Origin of the sequence: Roseateles puraquae (assembly GCF_002205845.1) — a bacterium.
Taxonomy (GTDB): domain Bacteria; phylum Pseudomonadota; class Gammaproteobacteria; order Burkholderiales; family Burkholderiaceae_C; genus Pelomonas; species Pelomonas puraquae.
This window is the reverse complement of record NZ_NISI01000002.1, coordinates 383,355-402,960: the sequence shown is the minus strand read 5'-3', so window position 1 is coordinate 402,960 and position 19,606 is coordinate 383,355. Positions and strand designations below refer to the sequence as shown.

Below are 19,606 nucleotides of genomic sequence, written 5' to 3'. Positions count from 1 at the left end.
TAGAACGACTCCCGGGTTGCTCACAAATTCTGTGGATAACTTTGTGAGCAAATCGGCCTGCCCCGGCGTCGAAGAACCTGAGGTCTGGACGGTGTCAATCCGGCAGATTGCGAGGCGACGCCAACGCACTCTTTCAAATCAAGCACTTAGCGACGACCCGGGAAAACTCTTAGCTGCGGCGCATCAAAAACGGCGGCGACGCTGGCATTGCCAATTTTGGGGATAAGTCAAGGAACAAGAGCCCGGTTGACCCTCATCAAAGCGACGCGCGGAGCTTGCGCGAATGGCTGTGCACTTCGTCGACCAGGGCCGTCACGCTCTCAGGCGGCGTGAACTGGCTGATGCCATGACCGAGGTTGAAGATGTGCCCGCTGCCGGCGGTCGGCGCACCAAAGCTGTCGAGCACCGCACGGGCCTGCGCGCGCACGGCCTCAGGCGGGGCGAACAGCACATTGGGGTCGAGATTGCCCTGCAGGGCGACGCGGTCTCCCACGCGGGCGCGGGCCGCGCCCAGGTTCATGGTCCAGTCCAGGCCCACCACGTCGGCTCCGGCATCGGCGATCTCGTCCAGCCACAGGCCCCCGCCCTTGGTGAACAGGATGCGCGGAATGCGCACACCTTCATGCTCGGTCTTCACGGCGGCCAGCACCTGGCGCGAGTAGGCCAGGCTGAACTGCTGGAAGGCCCCGTCGGCCAGCACGCCGCCCCAGGAGTCGAACACCATCACGGCCTGCGCGCCGGCGTCGATCTGGGCATTGAGGTAGGCGGCCACGGCGCGGGCGTTCACGTCCAGGATGCGGTGCATCAGGTCCGGTCGCGCGTACATCAGGCTCTTCACGCGGCGGTAGTCGTCCGATCCACCGCCCTCCACCATGTAGCAGGCCAGCGTCCAGGGGCTGCCCGAGAAGCCGATCAGCGGCACACGGCCATTCAGCGCACGCCGGATGGAGGTGACGGCATCGAACACGTAGCGCAGTTTGTCCAGGTCCGGCACGGCCAGCGCGGCCACGGCCGCCTCGTCACGCACCACATGCGCGAACTTCGGCCCCTCGCCCTGCTGGAAGCTCAGGCCCAGGCCCATGGCATCGGGCACGGTCAGGATGTCGCTGAACAGGATGGCTGCGTCCAGCGGGAAGCGCTCCAGCGGCTGCAGCGTGACTTCGGTGGCGAAGTCGGTGTTGGTCGCCAGCCCCATGAAGCTGCCCGCCTTCTCGCGCGTGGCGCGGTACTCCGGCAGGTAGCGGCCGGCCTGGCGCATCAGCCAGACGGGGGTGTGCTCGGTGGGCTGGCGCAGGCAGGCGCGCAGGAAGCTGTCGTTTTGGAGGGGGGCGAACATCGGCGGATTATCAGCGCGCCCCTTCCAGCCGTGGCCTGATTCAGAGCAAGGCGAGACTTTGTCGCCCCACCCAGGTCTCTCCGGGTTGCAGCACGACCGGAATCCCGATCGTGGCGGACTCCATGCAAAGCATCTCGCTCCACCCGTCAGGCGGCATGTCGGCCAGCTTGGCGCAGCGCTCCGGGCCCGGGTTCCAGACCACGGCATCGTCAAAGCCCTGCTGCGTGATGACGACCTGGCGACGGTCCTCGGTCACCACCAGCGGGCGCTCCTTCACCCCGAAGTAGATGCGATCCAGGTCAAGCACGCCCTTCTCGCCGGGCAGCAGGAGGTCCATGCGCTGCAGCGCCTCGGCCTGCTTGATGCTGTCGAAGTAGCGCAGGCCCGAGAGGCCTTCCACGCTGACGGCATCGAGGTCGCGCACGCGCAGATAGGTGTGCAGGGCGGTCGTGAACTGCATCAGGCTGTCGCCGGTGTTCTCGCACGCGAGTTCGATGTCCAGCGTGCGGCCGCTCACGCGAACGCTGAGCTCCAGCTCGAAGGCATGCGGCCAGACCGCACGGGTGGCGTCGTTGTCGCGCAGGCGCAGCACGGCGAGCACGTCATCACGGCCCTGCTCCTGGCTCACGAGTTCCCACGGCAGCGTGCGCGCGAAGCCATGCTTGGCCAGCGGCCCGCGCTCAGCGAACTGCGGAAAGCACACCGGCACGCCACCGCGGATGGCCTTGCCTGGCACGAACTCGCTGCGCGGGGACAGGTAGAGCTGCTCGGGCGCACCGGCCGGCTGCCAGGAGAGCAGATGGCCGCCCTCCAGGCTGACACGCGCCTGTGCGCCGTCCGTCGAGAGGAGATGCAGGGTGGGAGGAGTCGTCATGGCGGCAAAGGCGGGAAGGTCGATGCGGGAAGGCGGGAGCGCAGTCTGCACTGAACGAGTGCTCGACAGGGTGCGCCTGCGCAGCGCACCCGCTTGGAGTCACGTTGCGTACCCCGGAAAGCACTGAGCGCGACCGTGGCCGCGCTCAGTGGGATGGGGTGTCAGGCCTGAGGCCGTCTTACTTCTTGAGGAACTTGCGCAGTGCGGCGATCTGGGCGGCCTGGATGGCCAGCTCGCTCTGGATCGCGGCCTGGTCGATCTTGTCCTTGGCGTTGCGCAGGGCTTCTTCGGCCAGCTTCTTGGCCTCGAGCGCCTTGGCTTCGTCCAGGTCCTTGCCGCGGATGGCGGTGTCGGCCAGCACGGTCACGCGATGCGGCTGCACTTCGAGAATGCCGCCGGCCACGAAGACGAACTCTTCGCTGCCGTCCGGGCGCTCGATGCGCACGGCGCCCGGCTTGATGCGGGTGATCAGCGGCGTGTGCTCCGGCAGGATGCCGAGCTCGCCACTCTCGCCCGGCAGGGCGACGAACTTGGCCTCGCCCGAGAAGATCTGCTCTTCGGCGGAGACCACGTCGACGTGGAGGGTTGCCATTGGGTCCGTCCTTTAACTTGGCTTGAAGAAGAAGATTCGGGAGACGGGGCGCATGCAGCGCCCCGGTCCGTCTTATTGAATCTTCTTGGCTTTCTCAAACGCCTCGTCGATGGTGCCGACCATGTAGAAGGCCTGCTCCGGCAGCGCGTCGCACTCACCGTTGACGATCATCTTGAAGCCGCGGATGGTTTCCTTCAGCGGCACGTACTTGCCCGGGGTGCCCGTGAACACTTCGGCGACGTGGAAAGGCTGCGACAGGAAGCGCTGGATCTTGCGGGCGCGGGCCACGGCCAGCTTGTCTTCCGGCGACAGTTCGTCCATGCCCAGGATGGCGATGATGTCGCGCAGTTCCTTGTAGCGCTGCAGCACGGCCTGCACGGCACGGGTGGTCGTGTAATGCTCTTCGCCGACGACGTTCGGGTCGATCTGGCGGCTGGTCGAGTCCAGCGGGTCCACGGCGGGGTAGATACCCAGCGAGGCGATGTCGCGAGACAGCACGACGGTGGCGTCCAAGTGGGCGAAGGTGGTGGCAGGCGACGGGTCGGTCAGGTCGTCCGCCGGCACGTACACGGCCTGGATGGACGTGATCGAGCCGACCTTCGTCGACGTGATGCGCTCCTGCAGGCGGCCCATTTCCTCGGCCAGCGTCGGCTGGTAGCCCACGGCGGACGGCATGCGGCCCAGCAGAGCGGACACTTCGGTACCGGCCAGCGTGTAGCGGTAGATGTTGTCCACGAAGAACAGCACGTCCTTGCCTTCGTCACGGAAGGACTCGGCGATGGTCAGGCCGGTCAGCGCGACGCGCAGACGGTTGCCCGGGGGCTCGTTCATCTGGCCGTAGACCATGGCGACCTTGGAGTCCTCCAGCTTGTCCTGGACGACCACGTTGGAGTCCGACATCTCGTGATAGAAGTCGTTGCCCTCACGGGTGCGCTCACCCACGCCGGCGAACACGGACAGACCGCTGTGCGCCTTGGCGATGTTATTGATGAGCTCCATCATGTTCACGGTCTTGCCGACGCCGGCGCCACCGAACAGACCCACCTTGCCGCCCTTGGCGAACGGGCAGATCAGGTCGATCACCTTGATGCCGGTTTCGAGCAGGTCCTGCGACGGGCTCAGCTCGTCGTAGGCGGGGGCTGCGCGGTGGATGGAGGCGGTCAGCTCGGAGGACACCGGGCCGCGCTCGTCGATCGGGTTGCCCAGCACGTCCATGATGCGGCCGAGGGTGGCCTTGCCCACCGGCACCTTGATGGTGTCGCCGGTGTTGTAGACCTGGGTGCCGCGGCGCAGGCCGTCGGACGAACCCAGCGCAATCGTGCGCACCACGCCGTCGCCCAGCTGCTGCTGGACTTCCAGCGTCAGCGCCGAGCCTTCCATCTTCAGGGCGTCGTACACCTTGGGCATCTGGTCGCGCGGGAATTCCACGTCCACCACGGCGCCGATGCACTGAACGATCTTGCCTTGGGCTTGAGTGTTAGCCATTTGTGCGTTCCTTCAATTCAAATCTTGTGCGTGCCGAACTGCTCGATCAACCCACAGCGGCGGCGCCGCTGACGATCTCGGAGAGTTCCTTCGTGATCGCGGCCTGGCGGGTCTTGTTGTAGACCAGCTTGAGCTCACCGATCAGCGTGCCGGCGTTGTCGGTCGCGGCCTTCATGGCCACCATGCGGGCGGATTGCTCGCTGGCCATGTTCTCGGCGACCGCCTGGAAGACCAGGGCTTCGGTGTAGCGCACGAGCAGCTCGTCGATGACGGTGGCGGCATCGGGCTCGTAGATGTAGTCCCACGAGTGCGCCGGCTTCTCGGTGGCCATGTCGGCGGCCTTCAGCGGCAGCAGCTGCTGCACCACCACCTCTTGCTTCATCGTGTTGATGAACTTCGTGTAGCAGAGGTAGACGGCCGACAGCTTGCCTTCGGCGTAGGCGTCGAGCAGCACCTTGACGGGGCCGATCAGCGTCTCGATGTGGGGCTGGTCGCCGAGCTGGGTGGCATGCGCCACCACGCGGGCACCGACGCGGTTCATGAAGCCGAGGCCCTTGCCGCCGATGGCGACGACGTCGGTCTTCTGGCCGCTGGCTTCAAGCTCCTTGAGCTTGTTGGTCGCGGCACGCAGCAGGTTGGTGTTGAGACCACCGCACAGGCCCTTGTCGGTCGTGACGACCACCATGCCCGCCGCCGTCGCCTGCTCGTTCTTCACGAGGAAGGGGTGACGGTATTCGGGATTGGCCTTGGCCAGTTCGGCCGCGATATTGCCGATCTTGTCAGCGTAGGGGCGAGCCGCGCGCATCCGTTCCTGCGCCTTGCGCATCTTGGATGCGGCGACCATCTCCATCGCCTTGGTGATCTTCTTGGTGTTCTCGACCGACTTGATCTTGCCGCGGATTTCTTTGCTGGAAGGCATTCGAACTCCTAGTTCAGTGCGGGGCTGGGCGGTGAGGCTCGGCCCCGCGATTCCGTGGCTTTAGGCGAAGGACTTCTTGAAGGAAGTGATCGCGGCGTTCAGTTCGGCTTCAGCGTCCTTGTCCATCGCCTTGTCGTTCTCGAGCTTGGCGAGCAGCGCGGCGTGGCTGGTCTTCAGGAACTGGTGCAGGCCGTGTTCGAAGGCCAGGACCTTCTTCACTTCGATGCTGTCCATGAAGCCCTTGTTGGCGGCGTACAGCGAGGCAGCCATCAGCGAGATGGACAGCGGCGAGTACTGGGCCTGCTTCAGCAGTTCGGTCACGCGGGCACCGCGGTCCAGCTGCTTGCGGGTGGCTTCGTCCAGATCGGAAGCGAACTGCGCGAACGCGGCCAGCTCACGGTACTGGGCCAGGTCGGTACGGATACCGCCGGACAGCGACTTGATCAGCTTGGTTTGCGCTGCACCACCGACGCGCGACACCGAGATACCGGCGTTGATGGCGGGGCGGATACCGGCGTTGAACAGGTTGGTTTCCAGGAAGATCTGGCCGTCGGTGATCGAGATCACGTTGGTCGGCACGAAGGCGGACACGTCACCGGCTTGCGTCTCGATGATCGGCAGGGCCGTCAGCGAGCCGGTCTTGCCCTTGACCTCACCCTTGGTGAAGGCTTCGACGTAGTCGGCGTTCACGCGGGCGGCACGCTCCAGCAGGCGGCTGTGGAGATAGAACACGTCGCCGGGGAAGGCTTCGCGGCCCGGCGGGCGGCGCAGCAGCAGCGAGACCTGGCGGTAGGCCACGGCTTGCTTGGACAGGTCGTCGTAGACGATCAGGGCGTCTTGGCCGCGGTCGCGGAAGTACTCGCCCATCGTGCAGCCGGAGTAGGCCGACACGTACTGCATGGCAGCCGATTCAGACGCCGAGGCGGCCACGACGATGGTGTACTCCATCGCGCCAGCCTGTTCGAGCGCGCGCACCACATTCTTGATCGACGACGCCTTCTGGCCGATGGCGACGTAGATGCAGGTCATGTTCTGACCCTTCTGGTTGATGATCGCGTCGATGGCGACGGCGGTCTTGCCCGTCTGACGGTCACCAATGATCAGCTCGCGCTGGCCGCGGCCGACGGGCACCATGGAGTCGATGGACTTCAGGCCGGTCTGCACGGGTTGGTCCACGCTCTTGCGCGCGATCACGCCCGGGGCAACCTTCTCGATGACGTCGGTCATCTTGGCGTTGATCGGGCCCTTGCCGTCGATGGGCTGGCCCAGCGCGTTCACGACGCGACCGATCAGCTCGGGGCCGACCGGCACTTCCAGGATGCGGCCCGTGCACTTGACGGTGTCGCCTTCCGAGACGTGCTCGTAGGCACCCAGAATCACGGCGCCGACGGAGTCGCGCTCGAGGTTCAGGGCCAGACCAAAGGTCTGCGAGCCATCCGGAGCGGCCGGGAATTCGAGCATTTCGCCCTGCATCACGTCCGACAGGCCGTGCACACGGACGATGCCGTCCGAGACCGACACGACGGTGCCCTGGTTGCGGATGTCCGCGCTCGGGGCCAGGCCCTCGATGCGGCTCTTGATCAATTCGGAAATTTCTGCAGGGTTCAGTTGCATGTCGCTCTCCCGCCCAGCGCTGGGCGCTGGGTGGTTGGATGTTTAGGCAATCAACGCGGTCTTCATGCGCTCCAGGCGGGCGCGCACGGAGGTGTCGAGCACTTCGTCGCCGACGGTGGCGCGCACGCCGCCAATCAGCGTGGCGTCGACACGCACGTCCAGCTTCAGCTTGCGACCGAAGCGCTTTTCGAGCACTTCAGTCAGCTCGGCGAGCTGGGCCGCGTCCAACGGATAGGCGCTGTCCACCACGGCTTCGGCGATGCCCAGGGCACCGCTGGCCAGCGTATGGAACTGCGCAACTGCGGCCGGCACCGCGTCCAGGCGGCGGTTCTCGACCACCGTCTGCAGGAAGTTGCGCACGCCGGGCAGCAGCGGCTGGCCCAGTTGCTTCTCCGCCGCTTCGACAGCCACGGCAACGACCTGGTCGGCCGACGTCTTGGGGTGGTCGGCGAACTGACGCAGCGCGGCGTCACCCGCCACGGTGGCCAGAGCGTCGAGCTGGCCGCGCCATGCGGCCAGGTCGGCGTTGCGGGCAACCTGGAACAGCGCCTCGGCGTAGGGGCGGGCGATGGTGGCGAGTTCAGCCATGGTCAGAGCTCCTGCTTCAGACGCGTCAACAGTTCGGCGTGGACGCCGGCGTTGACTTCCTTGTGCAGGATGGCTTCAGCGCCCTTCACGGCCAGCACGGCAACCTGCTCGCGCAGGGCTTCGCGGGCACGTGCGACCTGCTGGTCGGCATCGGCCTTGGCTTGGGCCAGGATCTTGGCGGCTTCGTCCTCGGCGCGCTTCTTGGCCTCTTCGACGATGGCTGCGGCGCGCTTTTCGGCGTCGCCCAGCAGCTTGGTCGATTCGGTGCGCGTCTGGGCCAGCTGGGCCTCGACCGCCTTGTTGGCGGACGCCAGCTCGCTCTTGGCGCGATCAGCGGCGGCAAGGCCGTCGGCGATCTTGGCGGCACGCTCGTCCAGAGCCTTGGCGATGACGGGCCAGATGAACTGAGCCGTCACCCATGCCAGGATCGCAAACGGGATCCACTGGATCCACAGTGTTGCGTTGATGTTCACGGCTTATCTCCTTTCAAGCCTGAAAGGGGATGGTGATTACTTCGGCAGGTTGGCCAGCAGCGTGGCGGCGAACGGGTTGGCGAACGCGAACAGCAGGGCGATGGCGACGCCGATCAGGAAGGCCGCGTCGATCAGGCCGGCCAGAATGAACATCTTGGTCTGCAGTTGGTTCATCAGCTCGGGTTGGCGAGCGGAAGACTCCAGGAACTTGCCACCCATCAGTGCGATGCCGATCGAAGCGCCGATGGCGCCGAGGCCCACGATGATGCCGCAAGCCAGAGCAACCAGACCGAGGATTTCGTTCATTTCAAATCTCCTAGAGACAGTAAGAAAAAAGGGAAGGGAAAGGGAAAAACAGATCAGTGATGGTCGTGCGCCTGACCGATGTAGATCAGCGTGAGCATCATGAAGATGAACGCCTGCAGCACGATCACGAGGATGTGGAACAGGGTCCAGATCGTGCCGGCGACGACATGGCCGAAAGCCATGCTCCAACCAGTCACGCTCATCGCGAACGCGCCACCCATCAGCGCGATCAGCATGAAGACGAGTTCACCGGCAAACATGTTGCCGAACAGCCGCATGCCGTGGGACACGGTCTTGGCCAGGAACTCGATCATCTGCATCAGGAAGTTGAACGGCCACAGCGCCCAGTGGTCGCCGAACGGTGCGGCGATGAGCTCATGGCCCCAGCCGCCCAGGCCCTTGATCTTGACGCTGTAGTAGATGCACAGCAGCAGCACGAAGGTCGACATGCCCAGCGTGGTGGACAGGTCGGCGGTCGGCACGACGCGCAGGTAGTCCTTGAAGCCCAGGGCCGGACCGGCGCTGTGCCAGATCTGCGGCAGGAAGTCGACCGGCAGCATGTCCATGAAGTTCATCAGGAAGATCCAGACGAACACGGTCAGGGCCAGAGGGCCGACGAAGGCACGGCTCTTGGCGTTGTCGATGACGCTCTTGGCCTGGTTGTCGACCATCTCGAAGAGGATCTCGACGGCGGCCTGGAAGCGGCCCGGCACGCCGGACGTCGCCTTGCGCACACCCAGCCACAGCAGGAACACGCCCAGGAAGCCCAGCACACTGGCAAACACCAGCGAGTCGAGGTTGTAGAGGCTGAAGTCGACGATGTCCTTTTGCTTCACGCTTTCGAACGCGAAGTTCTTCTGCAGGTGCTGCAGGTGGTGGGTGATGTACTCACCGGCGCTGGGCGCGTGCTGTTCGCTGCTCATCGTCTTTAGTGACTCAATTCGTTTCTTGAACGGCCCGGCTCAACCACCACCAGGCCCCCAGATGTACCTTCAGGCACGCGATCAGCGCCACCAGCAAGGCCGGCCAGCTCAGATCCCGCACCAGCCATGCAGCCGCCACCAGGATGACGACCGCAAGGCCCACTTTGATCAGTTCCCACACGAGGAACGACAGGAGCGCCGCCTGAGCCTGGACGGCCCGGCGGCGCAGACCCCACGCCATCAGCGCATGGGGCAACACCACCGCAGCCGCACCCCAGACCGTGGAGCGCACCTGCTGCGCCGGCGCGGAGCCCAAAAGCCACCACGCCAACGCCAACAAGCCACCGACCACCGCCTGCAGACCCACGACCCGCCAGGGCGAGAAGGGCTTTTCGCGCGCCAGCAGGGTTTGCACCTGCTGGGCGGTCCAGGGCGGCACGGGCTCGGAATCAGGCGCTTCGTCGTCCCAGCTGCTGGCAGGACGAACCTTGGAATCGGCAGTCATGTCGGCAGTGACGGGAGTTGAGGCGCCGACCCGGATGCCGGCCGGCAAAACCACGGGAGTATATGTGGTAACCCGCAGTTTCCCAAAAGCGACCCTGCGCGCACGCTGGCGCCGCGCTCCACGAAGCGCGAACGATGCGCGATGGCGTCAGAGCGCGCAGCGCGCGGCGGGCAGCCCGGGCACGTCGACCCGCAGCGTCAGCACGGCACCGGCCCAGGGCTCGCGAGCGAGCTCATCAGCCGGGCGCTTGTCGCGCGCGGTGGTGATGAAGAGCGTGCGCCGGTCTTCACCGCCGAAGCAGGGCATGGTGGGGCAGCGCACCGGCAGCGCGATGTCTTCCAGCAACTCGCCCGATGGCGCATAACGCAGCAGCCGAGCGCCTTCGAACATGGCGACCCAGTAGGCGCCCGACTCATCCACCGCCGCACCGTCCGGGCGACCGCCGTAGGTGCTCAGCGGCTGCTCCGGTGCCCGCGGCGTGAACTGCGCGAACACCCGGCCCGTGCCGACCCGGCCGGTCGACACATCGAAATCATGGCACCAGACGGTGTGCGCCTTGGTGTCGCTTCGGTAAAGCACGCGGCCATCGGGGCTCCAGGCCAGCCCGTTGGCGGTCACGATGCCGTCGATCTGCGGCTCGGCCCCCTGCGACCCGATGCGGTAGAGCGAGGCCTCCGGCTCGCGCGCATCGCTGAGCGTGCCGACCCAGAAGCGCCCGACGGCGTCCGGCTTGCCGTCGTTGTAGCGCTGGCGCTGCGGGTCATAGGGTGGCGCGGCCAGCGGCGAGGTGGCGCCGGTTTGCGTGTCCAGTGCCCACAGGCCGTCGCGCCGGGCCACCACCAGACCACCGCCCACCCGGGCCGCAATGCAGCCGGGCTCGGCATCCTGCGGGAAGACATCCGGCGCGTCGGCGCCCGCCCGCCAGCGCAGCACCTGCCGGCCGGGGATGTCGACGCAGTACAGCTGCGCCTCGTCGGGGTGCCACAGCGGCGATTCGCCCAAAAGGCAGCGATGCGTGCCCAGGGGCTGGATGTCGTGAGTCAGTGCCATGCCGGCACTCTAGGCCGTTATCCGAAGTAACTCGGCCGGAATGCGCCGAGATCCGCCTTCAGGTAGTGCGCGCCCGGGATGGGGTTGAAGTAGAACGGCGGCACCTCGACGAAGCCCAGGCTTTCGTACAGGCCGCGGGCGGCCTCCATGTCGTCGAGGGTGTCCAGCAGCATGGCGGAGTAGCCCGCCTCGGTGGCCCGGTCCATCAGGTTCTGGGCCAGCAGGCGGCCCAGGCCGAAGCGGCGGAAGGCGGGACGCACGAACAGGCGCTTCATCTCGCAGGCATTCGCGTAGTCGGCATCGGGCAGGGGGCGGAACGCGCCGCTGCCAGCCACCGCGCCGTCCACCACGGCCAGCAGCATCAGCCCGCCGGGCGGCGCATAGGCACCGGGCAGCGTGGCGAGCTCGTCTTCGAAGCCCTGGAAGTCGAGATCGACGTCCAGGCTGTTGGCGTAGTCGCGCAGGATCAGTCGGGTCTCGTGCCAGTCCTCGGCGGACTCGGGCGTGATCAGCTGGATATCGGGGCCGGCCATAGACGCCGCAGTGTAGCCACGGCCGTCAGGGCAGGAATCCCAAGACCACGCGCCGGGTCTTGGCGCTCTTCTTTTGGTGATCACTCACGTTCGCTGCGCTCACATGAGTGCTCCCCGAAGAAGCGTGCTTCAAGCTTCGCTTGGCTGGGCAAAGCCCAGCACGACCCTGCGGGTCTTGGCACTCTTCTTCTCGATCTTGGTCACGATCACGGCGCCGATCTCGGCGGTGTTTGAGACATGCGTGCCACCGCAGGGCTGCAGGTCCACACCCTCGATCTCCAGCACGCGCACCCGGCCCAGCCCACGCGGCGGCTGCACGCTCATGGAGCGCACCAGGCCGGGGTTGGCGTCGAGCTCTTCTTCGCTGATCCACCGATGGCGCACCGGATGGGCCTCGGCCACCAAGCGTGCCAGGCCAGCCTGGATGGCGTCCTTGTCGAAGGGCTCGTCGGTGTGGAAGTCCAGCCGCGCGTAGGTCTCGGTGATGGAGCAGCCGTCCACCGGATACGGCAGCAGCGCGCACAGCAGGTGGGTGGCGGTGTGAAATCGCCGGTGCGCCTGGCGCCGGGCCGCATCGATCTCGACGCGCACCGCCGTGCCGGCCGCCGGTGGTTCGCCCTCGACGCAATGCAGGATGGCGCCCGGCGTGAGCTTGCTCTTGCGCGTGTCGGTCACCCGCCAGCGCTGGCCGCCGGCCACGAGCCAACCGGTGTCGCCCGCCTGGCCACCGCCCAGCGGGTAGCTGACGGTGCGGTCCAGTGTCACACCGCCCTCTTCCTGTGCGGTCACGACGGCGTCGCAGGCCAGCAGGGTGGCGTCTTCGCGGAACAGTTCTTCGGTCATCACAACCTCACCTGGCCGTGGACGAGCGGCGTCACGTCGCCGCCGATCCAGGTCGCCTCGGCCTCCCGGCGCACATGCACGCGACCGGCCCGGCCGAGGGCCGCGCCTTGGGAGGCCACGTAGTGATCTCCCGCGAGGCCCGCGCCTTGCAGCCACAGCGCCAGACCTGCATTCAAGCTGCCGGTGACCGGGTCCTCCGGCACGCCCAGGTCGGGCACGAAGGCGCGCACCTCGAACTGGCAGTCGCCGCCCGCCGGCCAGGCGCCCACCACGCCGAGCTTGAGGCCTTGCATGGTCACGAAGTCAGGTTGCAGCGCCTGCACGGCAGCGGCATCGCGCAGGCGTGCGGCCATCCAGCCGGGGCCGTTGTCGACCCAGACCAGGTCCAACAAAGCCTCAGGCGCGACGCGCAGGGCCGCGATGGCCTGCGCGCGCAGCGCGGCCTCAGCCACCGGCCCGCTGCGCCGCAGTGGCGGGGCCGCGAAGGCCAGGCGCGCGCCATCGCGCTTCACGCGTACCAGGCCGATGGCGCACTGCTGCACCACCTCGCCCGGCTTCTTGGCGTCGCCGCCACTGGCCAGGAAAGCATGCGCGCTGCCGAGCGTCGGGTGGCCGGCGAACGGCAGCTCACCGCCGGGCGTGAAGATGCGCACGCGGTAGTCGGCCGCAGGGTCGGTGGGCGGCAGCAGGAAAGTCGTCTCGCTGAGGTTGGTCCAGCGGGCGAAGGCGGCCATGTCGTCGTCGGACAGACCGGCCGCATCGACGACGACCGCCAGCGGGTTGCCCTTGAGCGGGGTGGCGGTGAAGACGTCGACTTGGACGAAGCGGCGCAGTTCAGGCATGGTCAGGCGGCGTGGCGGTGAGGTACATCCCCGGCCGCACGACCTCCATGCCCCGGTCCGGCGTCGCCAGCGGCTGGAAGCCGTGGTGGGCGTAGAGGGCGTGGGCGTCTCGCGTGAACAGCATGAAGCGGCGCAGGCCTTGCAGGTCGGGATGGGCCAGCAAGGCCTGGATCATCCCATCGGCCAGGCCCTGCCCGCGATGGGCCGGCAGCACATAGACATCGCACAGGTAGGCGAAGGTGGTGCGGTCGGTGACGACACGGGCGAAGCCGACCTGACCTTGCGTGTCGGCATGCAGCGCGATGCACAGCGAATGCGCGATGGCCCGCTGCACCGTGGGCAGCGGGATGCCTTCGCACCAGTAGGCGGTGGTCAGGAAGGCGTGGGCCGCCGCGGCGTCGATGTCGTCGAAGCTGAGCCGGTAGCCCGGTGGCAATACCTTCAATGCCCGCCGCCGAGGTAGGCCGCCTGCACGGCGGGGTCGTCACGCAGCTTGGCCGCAGGGCCGTGCACGGCGATGCGGCCGTTCTCCAGCACGTAGCCGTAGTCCGCCACCTTGAGCGCGGCCGCGGCGAACTGCTCCACCAGCAGCATGGTGACGCCACGGGCTTTCAAGCTCTCGATGATGCGGAAGACCTCGTCCACGAGGATGGGCGCCAGACCCATGGAGGGCTCGTCCAGCAGCACGACTTCGGGGTTGAGCATCACCGCACGGGCCATGGCCAGCATCTGCTGCTCGCCGCCGGAGAGCGTGCCGGCAAGTTGCAGGCGGCGCTCCTTCAGCCGCGGGAAGAGCTCCAGCGCGCGCTCCAGGTCGCCCGCGATGTCGCCCTTGGGCCGCTCGCCGGTGTAGCGCGGGAAGGCCCCGAGCCGCAGGTTGTCCGTCACCGTCATGGTCGCGAAGACGCGCCGGCCTTCCGGCGAGTGTGCGAGGCCGCGGCGGGCGATGTGGTAGCTCTCCAGGCCATCGATGCGGCGATCGTTGAGCGTGATCTCGCCACCGGTGGGCTTGATCATGCCGCTGACCGCGCGCATGGTGGTGGTCTTGCCGGCCCCGTTGGAGCCGATGAGGGTCACGACCTGGCCCTTGGGTACCTCCAGCGAGATGCCGTGCAGGACCTGGACCTTGCCGTAGCCGGCGCTGAGGTTCTTGATGGTGAGCATCTTGTTCGTCCTCAGCTGGCCTGGCCGCCCAGGTAGGCTTCGATGACCTTCTCGTCGGCCTGCACCTCGGCGGGCAGGCCCTCGGCGATCTTCTGGCCGAAGTCCAGCACCGAGACGCGGTCGCACAGGCTCATGACGACGTCCATGTGGTGTTCGATGAGGATGACGGTGACGCCGGCATCGCGGATCTTGCGGATGATCTCCAGCAGCTCCTTGATGTCAGGCGCGGTCAGGCCGGCGGCGGGCTCGTCGAGCAGCAGCAACTGCGGGTCCAGCGCCAGCGCGCGGGCGATCTCCAGCAGGCGCTGCTTGCCGTAGGGCAGGTTGCGGGCCTCCTCGCTGGCGAGTTCGCCCAGGCCGACGAAGTCGAGCAGCGCATGCGCACGGGCACGCTGCTCGCGGTCCTCGCGCAGGTAGCGCGGCAGGTGCAGGGCGACGTCGAGCAGGTTGCTCTTGAAGCTGTGGTGCAGGCCCACCAGCACGTTCTGCAGCGCGGTCATCTCGCCGAAAAGCTGCACGTTCTGGAAGGTGCGGGCGATGCCCGACAGCGCGATGTCCGACGAGGTGCGCCCATTGACCGTGCGGCCCGCGAACACCACCGTGCCGGCGGTCGGCTGGTAGATGCCGGTGAGCACGTTCATCATCGTGCTCTTGCCGGAACCGTTCGGCCCGATGAGGCCGTGGATGCTGCCGCGCTTGACGACGAGGTCGACGTTGTTGAGCGCCTTCAGGCCGCCGAACTGCATCAGCACGTTGCTGGCCTTGAGCAGCTCGGGCTCGCCTTGGCTGCTGGCGCGGGTGAGAGCCGCGGCAGCCGCCGAGGTGCTGTCGCGTTCGACCTTGGGCTTGAGGTTGAGCGCATTGCGCACGAAGCCGACGATGCCGTCCTGCAGGTAGTACACGACGAACAGCGTGATGAGGCCGAAGATGGACAGCCGCCAGTCGGTCATGGTGTCGAGCTTGAACGACACCAGCGCCAGGCCAACCGTGCCGACCACCGGGATGGCCGCGGCCTGGCCCGTCATCTTGCCGCGCTTGATCGCCACGCCCACCGAGATGGCCACGATGATGGCCAGGGCCACGGCGCCGATGCGGAAGACCTGCAGGTCGTCCAGCAGCTTGGGCAGCATCACAATGATGGCCGCCCCCAGCAGCGCGCCGGTGCGTGTCTTGCGGCCGCCCATGATGATGGCCAGCAGGAACATCACGGTCAGCTCGAAGTTGTAGGTGTTCGGGCTGATGTACTGCTCGGAGTAGGCATACAGCGACCCGGCCAGGCCCGCGAGCGCGGCCGAGATGACGAAGGCGTAGACCTTGTAGCGGTAGACCGAGACGCCCATGCAGTCCGACGCAACCGGGCTGCCGCGCAGGGCTTCGAAGGCGCGGCCCAGCTGCGAGTGCAGCACCCGGTGCACGAAGATCAGCGACGCCACCAGGCAGACCATCACGAGCCAGTAGAACTCGGTCTCGTCGAGCTGGTGGCCGAAGAGCGTCGGCTTGGTCAGCGTGATGCCCATCGGGCCTTCGGTGAGGAAGGTCATCTCGTTGATGAGGATCTGGATGATGGTGCCGAAAGCCAGCGTCACCATGGCGAGGTAGGGCCCGGTCACGCGCAGCGCCGGCAGGGCCAGCATCGCGCCGAACACGGCCGCCACCGCGATGGCGGCGGGCAGCGTCGCGTAGACGGGCGCATCGAGCTTCAGGATGAGCACGCCGGCCGTGTAGGCCCCGATGCCGAAAAGACCCGCATGGCCGAGCGACACCTGGCCGGTGTAACCCACCACGATGTCCAGGCCGAAGAGCACGATCGCGTAGATCATGATCGTCTCGACCAGGTGGATGTAGTACGGGTTGCCGGAGACCAGCGGGAAGGCAGCCAGCACGGCAATCGCCGCGGCGCCGAGGACGAGTTTCTGGAGGTTCACGTGTCGGGCCTTCCTCAGACCTTCTTGATGGCGGTCTTGCCGAACAGGCCGGCCGGCTTCACGGCCAGCACGATGAGCAGCAGCACGAGGCCCGGCACATCCTTGTAGCCGGTGGACAGATAAAAGCCCGTCGTCGTCTCGGCCACGCCGAGGATGATGCCGCCGATGATGATGCCCATGCCGCTGGTCAGGCCGCCGATGATGGCGACCGCAAAGGCCTTCAGGCCCAGCACCGCGCCCATGGTGGCGCCGGTGAGCGTCAGCGGCGCGATCAGCACGCCGGCGAAGGACGCGGTCAGCGACGACAGCGCATAGCTGAACGTGATGACCAGGCCGGTGTTGATGCCCATCAGCTTGGCCGCGTCGCGGTCATTGAATGTCGCCACCACGGCCTTGCCGTAGATGCTCTTGCGGTTGAAGAGCTCGACCGCGAGCATCATGCCGACTGCGCCGACGATGACGAGGATTTCCATCGGCAGCACATTGGCGCCGAGGAACTTCATCGGCGACTCGGGCAGCGGCGACGGGAACTTGAGGTCGTCACGCCCCCAGACGTTCTCGGCCACGTTCTTGAAGATGATGCCGAGCGCGATGGTGGACATGATCCAGCCGAACTCGCTCTTGATCTTGATGGCAGGCCGAACGCCGATGCGCTCCACCACCGCGCCCTGGAACGCGCCGAACAGGCACACGAGCGGGATCATCAGCCAGTAGTTCACGCCCCACCCCACCAGGGTGAGGCCCACCAGCGCCCCGAGCATCAGCGACTCGCCCTGACCGAAGTTCAGGGTGTCGCTGGTGGCAAACGTGAGCTGGTAACCGAAGGCGATGACAGCGTAGATCATGCCCAGCGCAATACCGCTGAACACGAGCTGGGTCAGGATTTCCATCGTCGTTCCCGTCAAAAAACAAGGGCGGAGTCGCGAGAGCGACCCCGCCCGACCCGTCCAGCGGCTGCCGTGGATCCGGCTCCGCCGGGCCACCGGCAGCGCCCCCTCGGGGGGCCGGCGAAGCCGGTACGGGGGGTCTCTTTTATTGCCGCTTCTTCTGCTCGAGGGCACCCTTGGCGTTCACGTCCTTGACGCGCACCTCGGAGGCCTTCTTGAAGTCGTCCTGGTAGGCATAGACCACGCGCTGGCCCTTGACCTCGCCCATGACCGGGATGTTGGCCGTGATGGCCTCGTGGTCGGTCTTGGAGAAGGGCTTGTTGTAGGTCGTCACCACGCCTTCGACCGGGGTCTTCAGGTCTTCCAGCGCGGCCTTGATCTTGGGGCCTTCGGTGGAGTTGGCCTGCTTGATGGCGGCGGCCAGCAGGTAGATGGAGTCGTAGCCCTGAGCGGCAGAGACCGGCGAGTCGATGCGCGAGTTCTTCGGGTTGAAGGTCTTCAGGTAATTGATGATGAAGCTCTGGCGCTTGGGCGTCGTGGGCTCCTGGATGAAGGTCTGCGGCATGCGCGCGCCTTCACCGCCGGGGCCGGCGTTGTCGATGTAGTTGGCCATGGACAGCGTCCAGGAACCGATCATCGGCACCTTCCAGCCGAGCTTGGTCATGCCGTTGGCGATCTGCGCCAGCTCCGGCCCGATGGCGTAGGTCAGGATGGCCTCAGCGCCGGCTTCCTTGGCCTTGAGCAGCTGGGGCGTCATGTCGACGTCCTTGATGTTGAACTTCTCGACCGCGACCGGCGTGATGTTCTTCAGCTTGAGCGCCGCTTCGAGGTCGGCGCGGCCGAGCTGGCCGTAGTTGGTGCTGTCGGCCAGGATGGCGACCTTCTTGAAGCCACGCTTGGTGATGGCTTCTTCCACGATCATCGGCGCCTGGATCGAGTCGTGCGCCGCATTGCGGAAGATGTAGTTCTCGGGCTGATTCTCGAACTGCTTGGTGATGATGGAGCCGGTGGCCACGTTGTTCATCACCGGGATCTTGGCCTCCTGATAGAAGCGCTGCGAGGCCAGGGCCACGCCGGTGTTGATGTAGCCGACGGTGGCGACCACCTTCTCCTTGTTGATAAGCTCCTGGGCGATCTGCACGCCACGCTCGTTCTTGGCCTCGTCGTCACGCTCGACGAGCTGGATCTGGCGACCGAGCACGCCGCCGGCCTTGTTGATCTCGTCGGCCGCCAGGCGCACGCCGTCGCGCATGCTGACGCCCATCGACGAAGAGCCGCCCGTGAAGGGCCCTGCCACGCCGATCTTGATCGGGTCTGCCGCATAGGCGCCCACTGCAAAAACCGCTGCAGCCACGGCTGTCCAAACCTGCTTCATCGTTGCCTCGTCTCCGTTATCGAACGACCCGGCATCAAGACCGGGGCCTTTGCATACGATGCCAGAGCAGCAGGCGCCGTGGGGCTATGGAAACCCGGGAGAAACTGAAGACCCGGGGCTTCAGTTCGGCGTCAGGGTTGGGGATTAAGGCGCATGCTCTGTCGCCAGCGAAAGCGCCTCGTGCAACAGCCGACCGAGCTTCTCGACGCCTTCCTTGATGAGATCAGGCGTCAGGGTCACGAACGACAGCCGCAGCGTGCGTGCATCAGGTTGGTGCGCGTAGAAGGCGGCACCCGGCACGTAGGCGATGCCGGCCTCCACCGCCTGGGGCAGCAGGGCCATGGCGTCCAGCCCGGCGGGCAGGCGGATCCAGAAGAACATGCCGCCCTGCGGGCTCTGCCATTCGCAACCCGGCGGCAGATAAGCCTGCAGCGCCTCGGCCATCGCATCCCGGTTGGCCTTGTACAGGGCGCGGATGGACGGGATGTGGTCGTCCAGGAAGCCGTTGCGGATGACCTCGTGCACCACACGCTGGTTGAAGCCTGGCGTGTGCAGGTCGGCGGCCTGCTTGGCCTGCAGCAGCTTCGGGTAAAGCTCCGGCGGCGCGATGAGGTAGCCCAGGCGGAAGCCCGGCGTCAGCACCTTGGAGAAGGAGCCGAGGTAGAGCGAGCCCTCCGGCCACAGGCTGGACAGGGCCGCCGGCGGAGGCTCGTCGAACCACAGGTCGCCGTAGGGGTTGTCCTCAACGATCGGGACGCCGGCGCGGCGAGACGCTTCCACGACCTCCGCGCGGCGCTTGGCGCCCATCACGCGGCCGGTCGGGTTCTGGTAGTTGGGCAGCAAATAGCTGAAGCGGGTGCCGGGGGCGTCGTGCGGCAGCGCGGCAATTGCCTCGGGCAGTGGCCCTTCGGCGTCGCTGGCCAGGCTGGTGAACAGCGGCTCGAAGGGTGTGAAAGCCTGCAGGGCGCCCAGGTAGGTGGGCGTCTCGACCGCCACGGGCGCACCCGCATCGCACAGGATCTTGCCGACCAGGTCCAGCCCCTGCTGGGAGCCGCTGGTGATCAGCACCTGATCAGGCTTGACCTGCATGCCCAGGGTGGCGACGCGGGCGGCCACCCACTCGCGCAGCGGTGCGAAGCCTTCGCTGGCCGCGTACTGCAGCGCCTCGCGCGGCGCCTGGCTCAGCACGCGGTCGCAAGCGGCTTTCAGCGCGTCGACCGGGAAGGTGTCGGCACTCGGCAGGCCACCGGCCATCGACAGGATGCCGGGCTTCTCGGTGACCTTGAGGATTTCGCGAATGATGGACGGGTTCATGCGCGCCGCGCGGCGGGCCTGGTTCCAGACGATGGTCATGTCAGTTACGCGTGATTTC

21 protein-coding genes are annotated in these 19,606 nt (G+C 66.7%); all 21 read right to left on the bottom strand.

The genetic code is table 11. The features are described 5' to 3' along the window. Nucleotides 1-256: 256 nt before the first annotated feature. The 21 genes from hemE to CDO81_RS08845 all read right to left on the bottom strand — a co-directional run bounded on the left by hemE (nucleotide 257) and on the right by CDO81_RS08845 (nucleotide 19,581). On the bottom strand, nucleotides 257-1,336 hold the full coding sequence (gene hemE / locus CDO81_RS08945) for a uroporphyrinogen decarboxylase (protein WP_088482828.1): 1,080 nt from the start codon (nucleotides 1,334-1,336) through the stop codon (nucleotides 257-259). 40 nt (nucleotides 1,337-1,376) lie between these two features. After that, nucleotides 1,377-2,210, bottom strand: a complete 834-nt coding sequence (locus tag CDO81_RS08940; RefSeq protein WP_088483044.1) for a D-hexose-6-phosphate mutarotase — start codon at nucleotides 2,208-2,210, stop codon at nucleotides 1,377-1,379. Nucleotides 2,211-2,388: 178 nt separating this feature from the next. Continuing rightward, entirely contained in the window at nucleotides 2,389-2,802 is a 414-nt protein-coding gene (locus CDO81_RS08935) for a F0F1 ATP synthase subunit epsilon (protein ID WP_088482827.1), read from the bottom strand. Between the two features lie 72 nt (nucleotides 2,803-2,874). Next, entirely contained in the window at nucleotides 2,875-4,287 is a 1,413-nt protein-coding gene (gene atpD / locus CDO81_RS08930; protein ID WP_088482826.1) for a F0F1 ATP synthase subunit beta, read from the bottom strand. A 46-nt stretch (nucleotides 4,288-4,333) separates the two neighbouring features. After that, nucleotides 4,334-5,206 carry a F0F1 ATP synthase subunit gamma gene (atpG, locus tag CDO81_RS08925; RefSeq protein ID WP_088482825.1) on the bottom strand — a complete coding sequence of 291 codons (873 nt, stop codon included), beginning with the start codon at nucleotides 5,204-5,206 and terminating at the stop codon, nucleotides 4,334-4,336. A 60-nt stretch (nucleotides 5,207-5,266) separates the two neighbouring features. After that, entirely contained in the window at nucleotides 5,267-6,820 is a 1,554-nt protein-coding gene (atpA, locus tag CDO81_RS08920; RefSeq protein ID WP_088482824.1) for a F0F1 ATP synthase subunit alpha, read from the bottom strand. Nucleotides 6,821-6,862: 42 nt separating this feature from the next. Then, the gene (locus CDO81_RS08915; protein ID WP_088482823.1) at nucleotides 6,863-7,408 is read right to left on the bottom strand and encodes a F0F1 ATP synthase subunit delta; all 546 of its coding nucleotides are present in this window, start codon (nucleotides 7,406-7,408) and stop codon (nucleotides 6,863-6,865) included. 2 nt (nucleotides 7,409-7,410) lie between these two features. Continuing rightward, the gene (locus CDO81_RS08910; protein WP_088482822.1) at nucleotides 7,411-7,881 is read right to left on the bottom strand and encodes a F0F1 ATP synthase subunit B; all 471 of its coding nucleotides are present in this window, start codon (nucleotides 7,879-7,881) and stop codon (nucleotides 7,411-7,413) included. Nucleotides 7,882-7,917: 36 nt separating this feature from the next. Beyond that, nucleotides 7,918-8,187 (bottom strand): F0F1 ATP synthase subunit C, encoded by a 270-nt coding sequence (gene atpE / locus CDO81_RS08905; protein ID WP_088482821.1) that lies wholly within the window; start codon nucleotides 8,185-8,187, stop codon nucleotides 7,918-7,920. Nucleotides 8,188-8,240: 53 nt separating this feature from the next. Further along, nucleotides 8,241-9,110 (bottom strand): F0F1 ATP synthase subunit A, encoded by an 870-nt coding sequence (atpB, locus tag CDO81_RS08900; RefSeq protein WP_088482820.1) that lies wholly within the window; start codon nucleotides 9,108-9,110, stop codon nucleotides 8,241-8,243. Between the two features lie 13 nt (nucleotides 9,111-9,123). Continuing rightward, the gene (locus CDO81_RS08895) at nucleotides 9,124-9,669 is read right to left on the bottom strand and encodes an ATP synthase subunit I (RefSeq protein WP_158218204.1); all 546 of its coding nucleotides are present in this window, start codon (nucleotides 9,667-9,669) and stop codon (nucleotides 9,124-9,126) included. Nucleotides 9,670-9,762: 93 nt separating this feature from the next. Continuing rightward, nucleotides 9,763-10,665 carry an SMP-30/gluconolactonase/LRE family protein gene (locus tag CDO81_RS08890; RefSeq protein ID WP_088482818.1) on the bottom strand — a complete coding sequence of 301 codons (903 nt, stop codon included), beginning with the start codon at nucleotides 10,663-10,665 and terminating at the stop codon, nucleotides 9,763-9,765. A 17-nt stretch (nucleotides 10,666-10,682) separates the two neighbouring features. Further along, a complete protein-coding gene (locus tag CDO81_RS08885; protein WP_088482817.1) occupies nucleotides 10,683-11,198 on the bottom strand; it encodes a GNAT family N-acetyltransferase in 516 nt (171 codons plus the stop codon). Between the two features lie 129 nt (nucleotides 11,199-11,327). Further along, on the bottom strand, nucleotides 11,328-12,044 hold the full coding sequence (locus CDO81_RS08880) for an alanyl-tRNA editing protein (protein ID WP_162293493.1): 717 nt from the start codon (nucleotides 12,042-12,044) through the stop codon (nucleotides 11,328-11,330). Beyond that, entirely contained in the window at nucleotides 12,041-12,883 is an 843-nt protein-coding gene (locus tag CDO81_RS08875) for a PhzF family phenazine biosynthesis protein (RefSeq protein WP_088482815.1), read from the bottom strand. The genes CDO81_RS08880 and CDO81_RS08875 overlap by 4 nt, the downstream gene beginning before the upstream one ends. Next, complete coding sequence (locus CDO81_RS08870) at nucleotides 12,876-13,328, bottom strand: GNAT family N-acetyltransferase (protein WP_241516925.1); 453 nt, start codon at nucleotides 13,326-13,328, stop codon at nucleotides 12,876-12,878. The genes CDO81_RS08875 and CDO81_RS08870 overlap by 8 nt, the downstream gene beginning before the upstream one ends. Further along, nucleotides 13,325-14,047: an ABC transporter ATP-binding protein gene (locus CDO81_RS08865; RefSeq protein ID WP_088482813.1), complete on the bottom strand. Its 723-nt coding sequence runs from the start codon at nucleotides 14,045-14,047 to the stop codon at nucleotides 13,325-13,327. Before CDO81_RS08865 ends, CDO81_RS08870 begins: the two co-directional genes overlap by 4 nt. An 11-nt stretch (nucleotides 14,048-14,058) precedes the next feature. Continuing rightward, the gene (locus tag CDO81_RS08860) at nucleotides 14,059-15,972 is read right to left on the bottom strand and encodes a branched-chain amino acid ABC transporter ATP-binding protein/permease (protein WP_088482812.1); all 1,914 of its coding nucleotides are present in this window, start codon (nucleotides 15,970-15,972) and stop codon (nucleotides 14,059-14,061) included. 14 nt (nucleotides 15,973-15,986) lie between these two features. Beyond that, complete coding sequence (locus CDO81_RS08855) at nucleotides 15,987-16,862, bottom strand: branched-chain amino acid ABC transporter permease (RefSeq protein WP_088482811.1); 876 nt, start codon at nucleotides 16,860-16,862, stop codon at nucleotides 15,987-15,989. Nucleotides 16,863-17,004: 142 nt separating this feature from the next. After that, a complete protein-coding gene (locus CDO81_RS08850; RefSeq protein WP_088482810.1) occupies nucleotides 17,005-18,234 on the bottom strand; it encodes an ABC transporter substrate-binding protein in 1,230 nt (409 codons plus the stop codon). A 144-nt stretch (nucleotides 18,235-18,378) separates the two neighbouring features. Further along, entirely contained in the window at nucleotides 18,379-19,581 is a 1,203-nt protein-coding gene (locus CDO81_RS08845; protein ID WP_088483043.1) for an aminotransferase-like domain-containing protein, read from the bottom strand. Nucleotides 19,582-19,606: the final 25 nt, after the last annotated feature.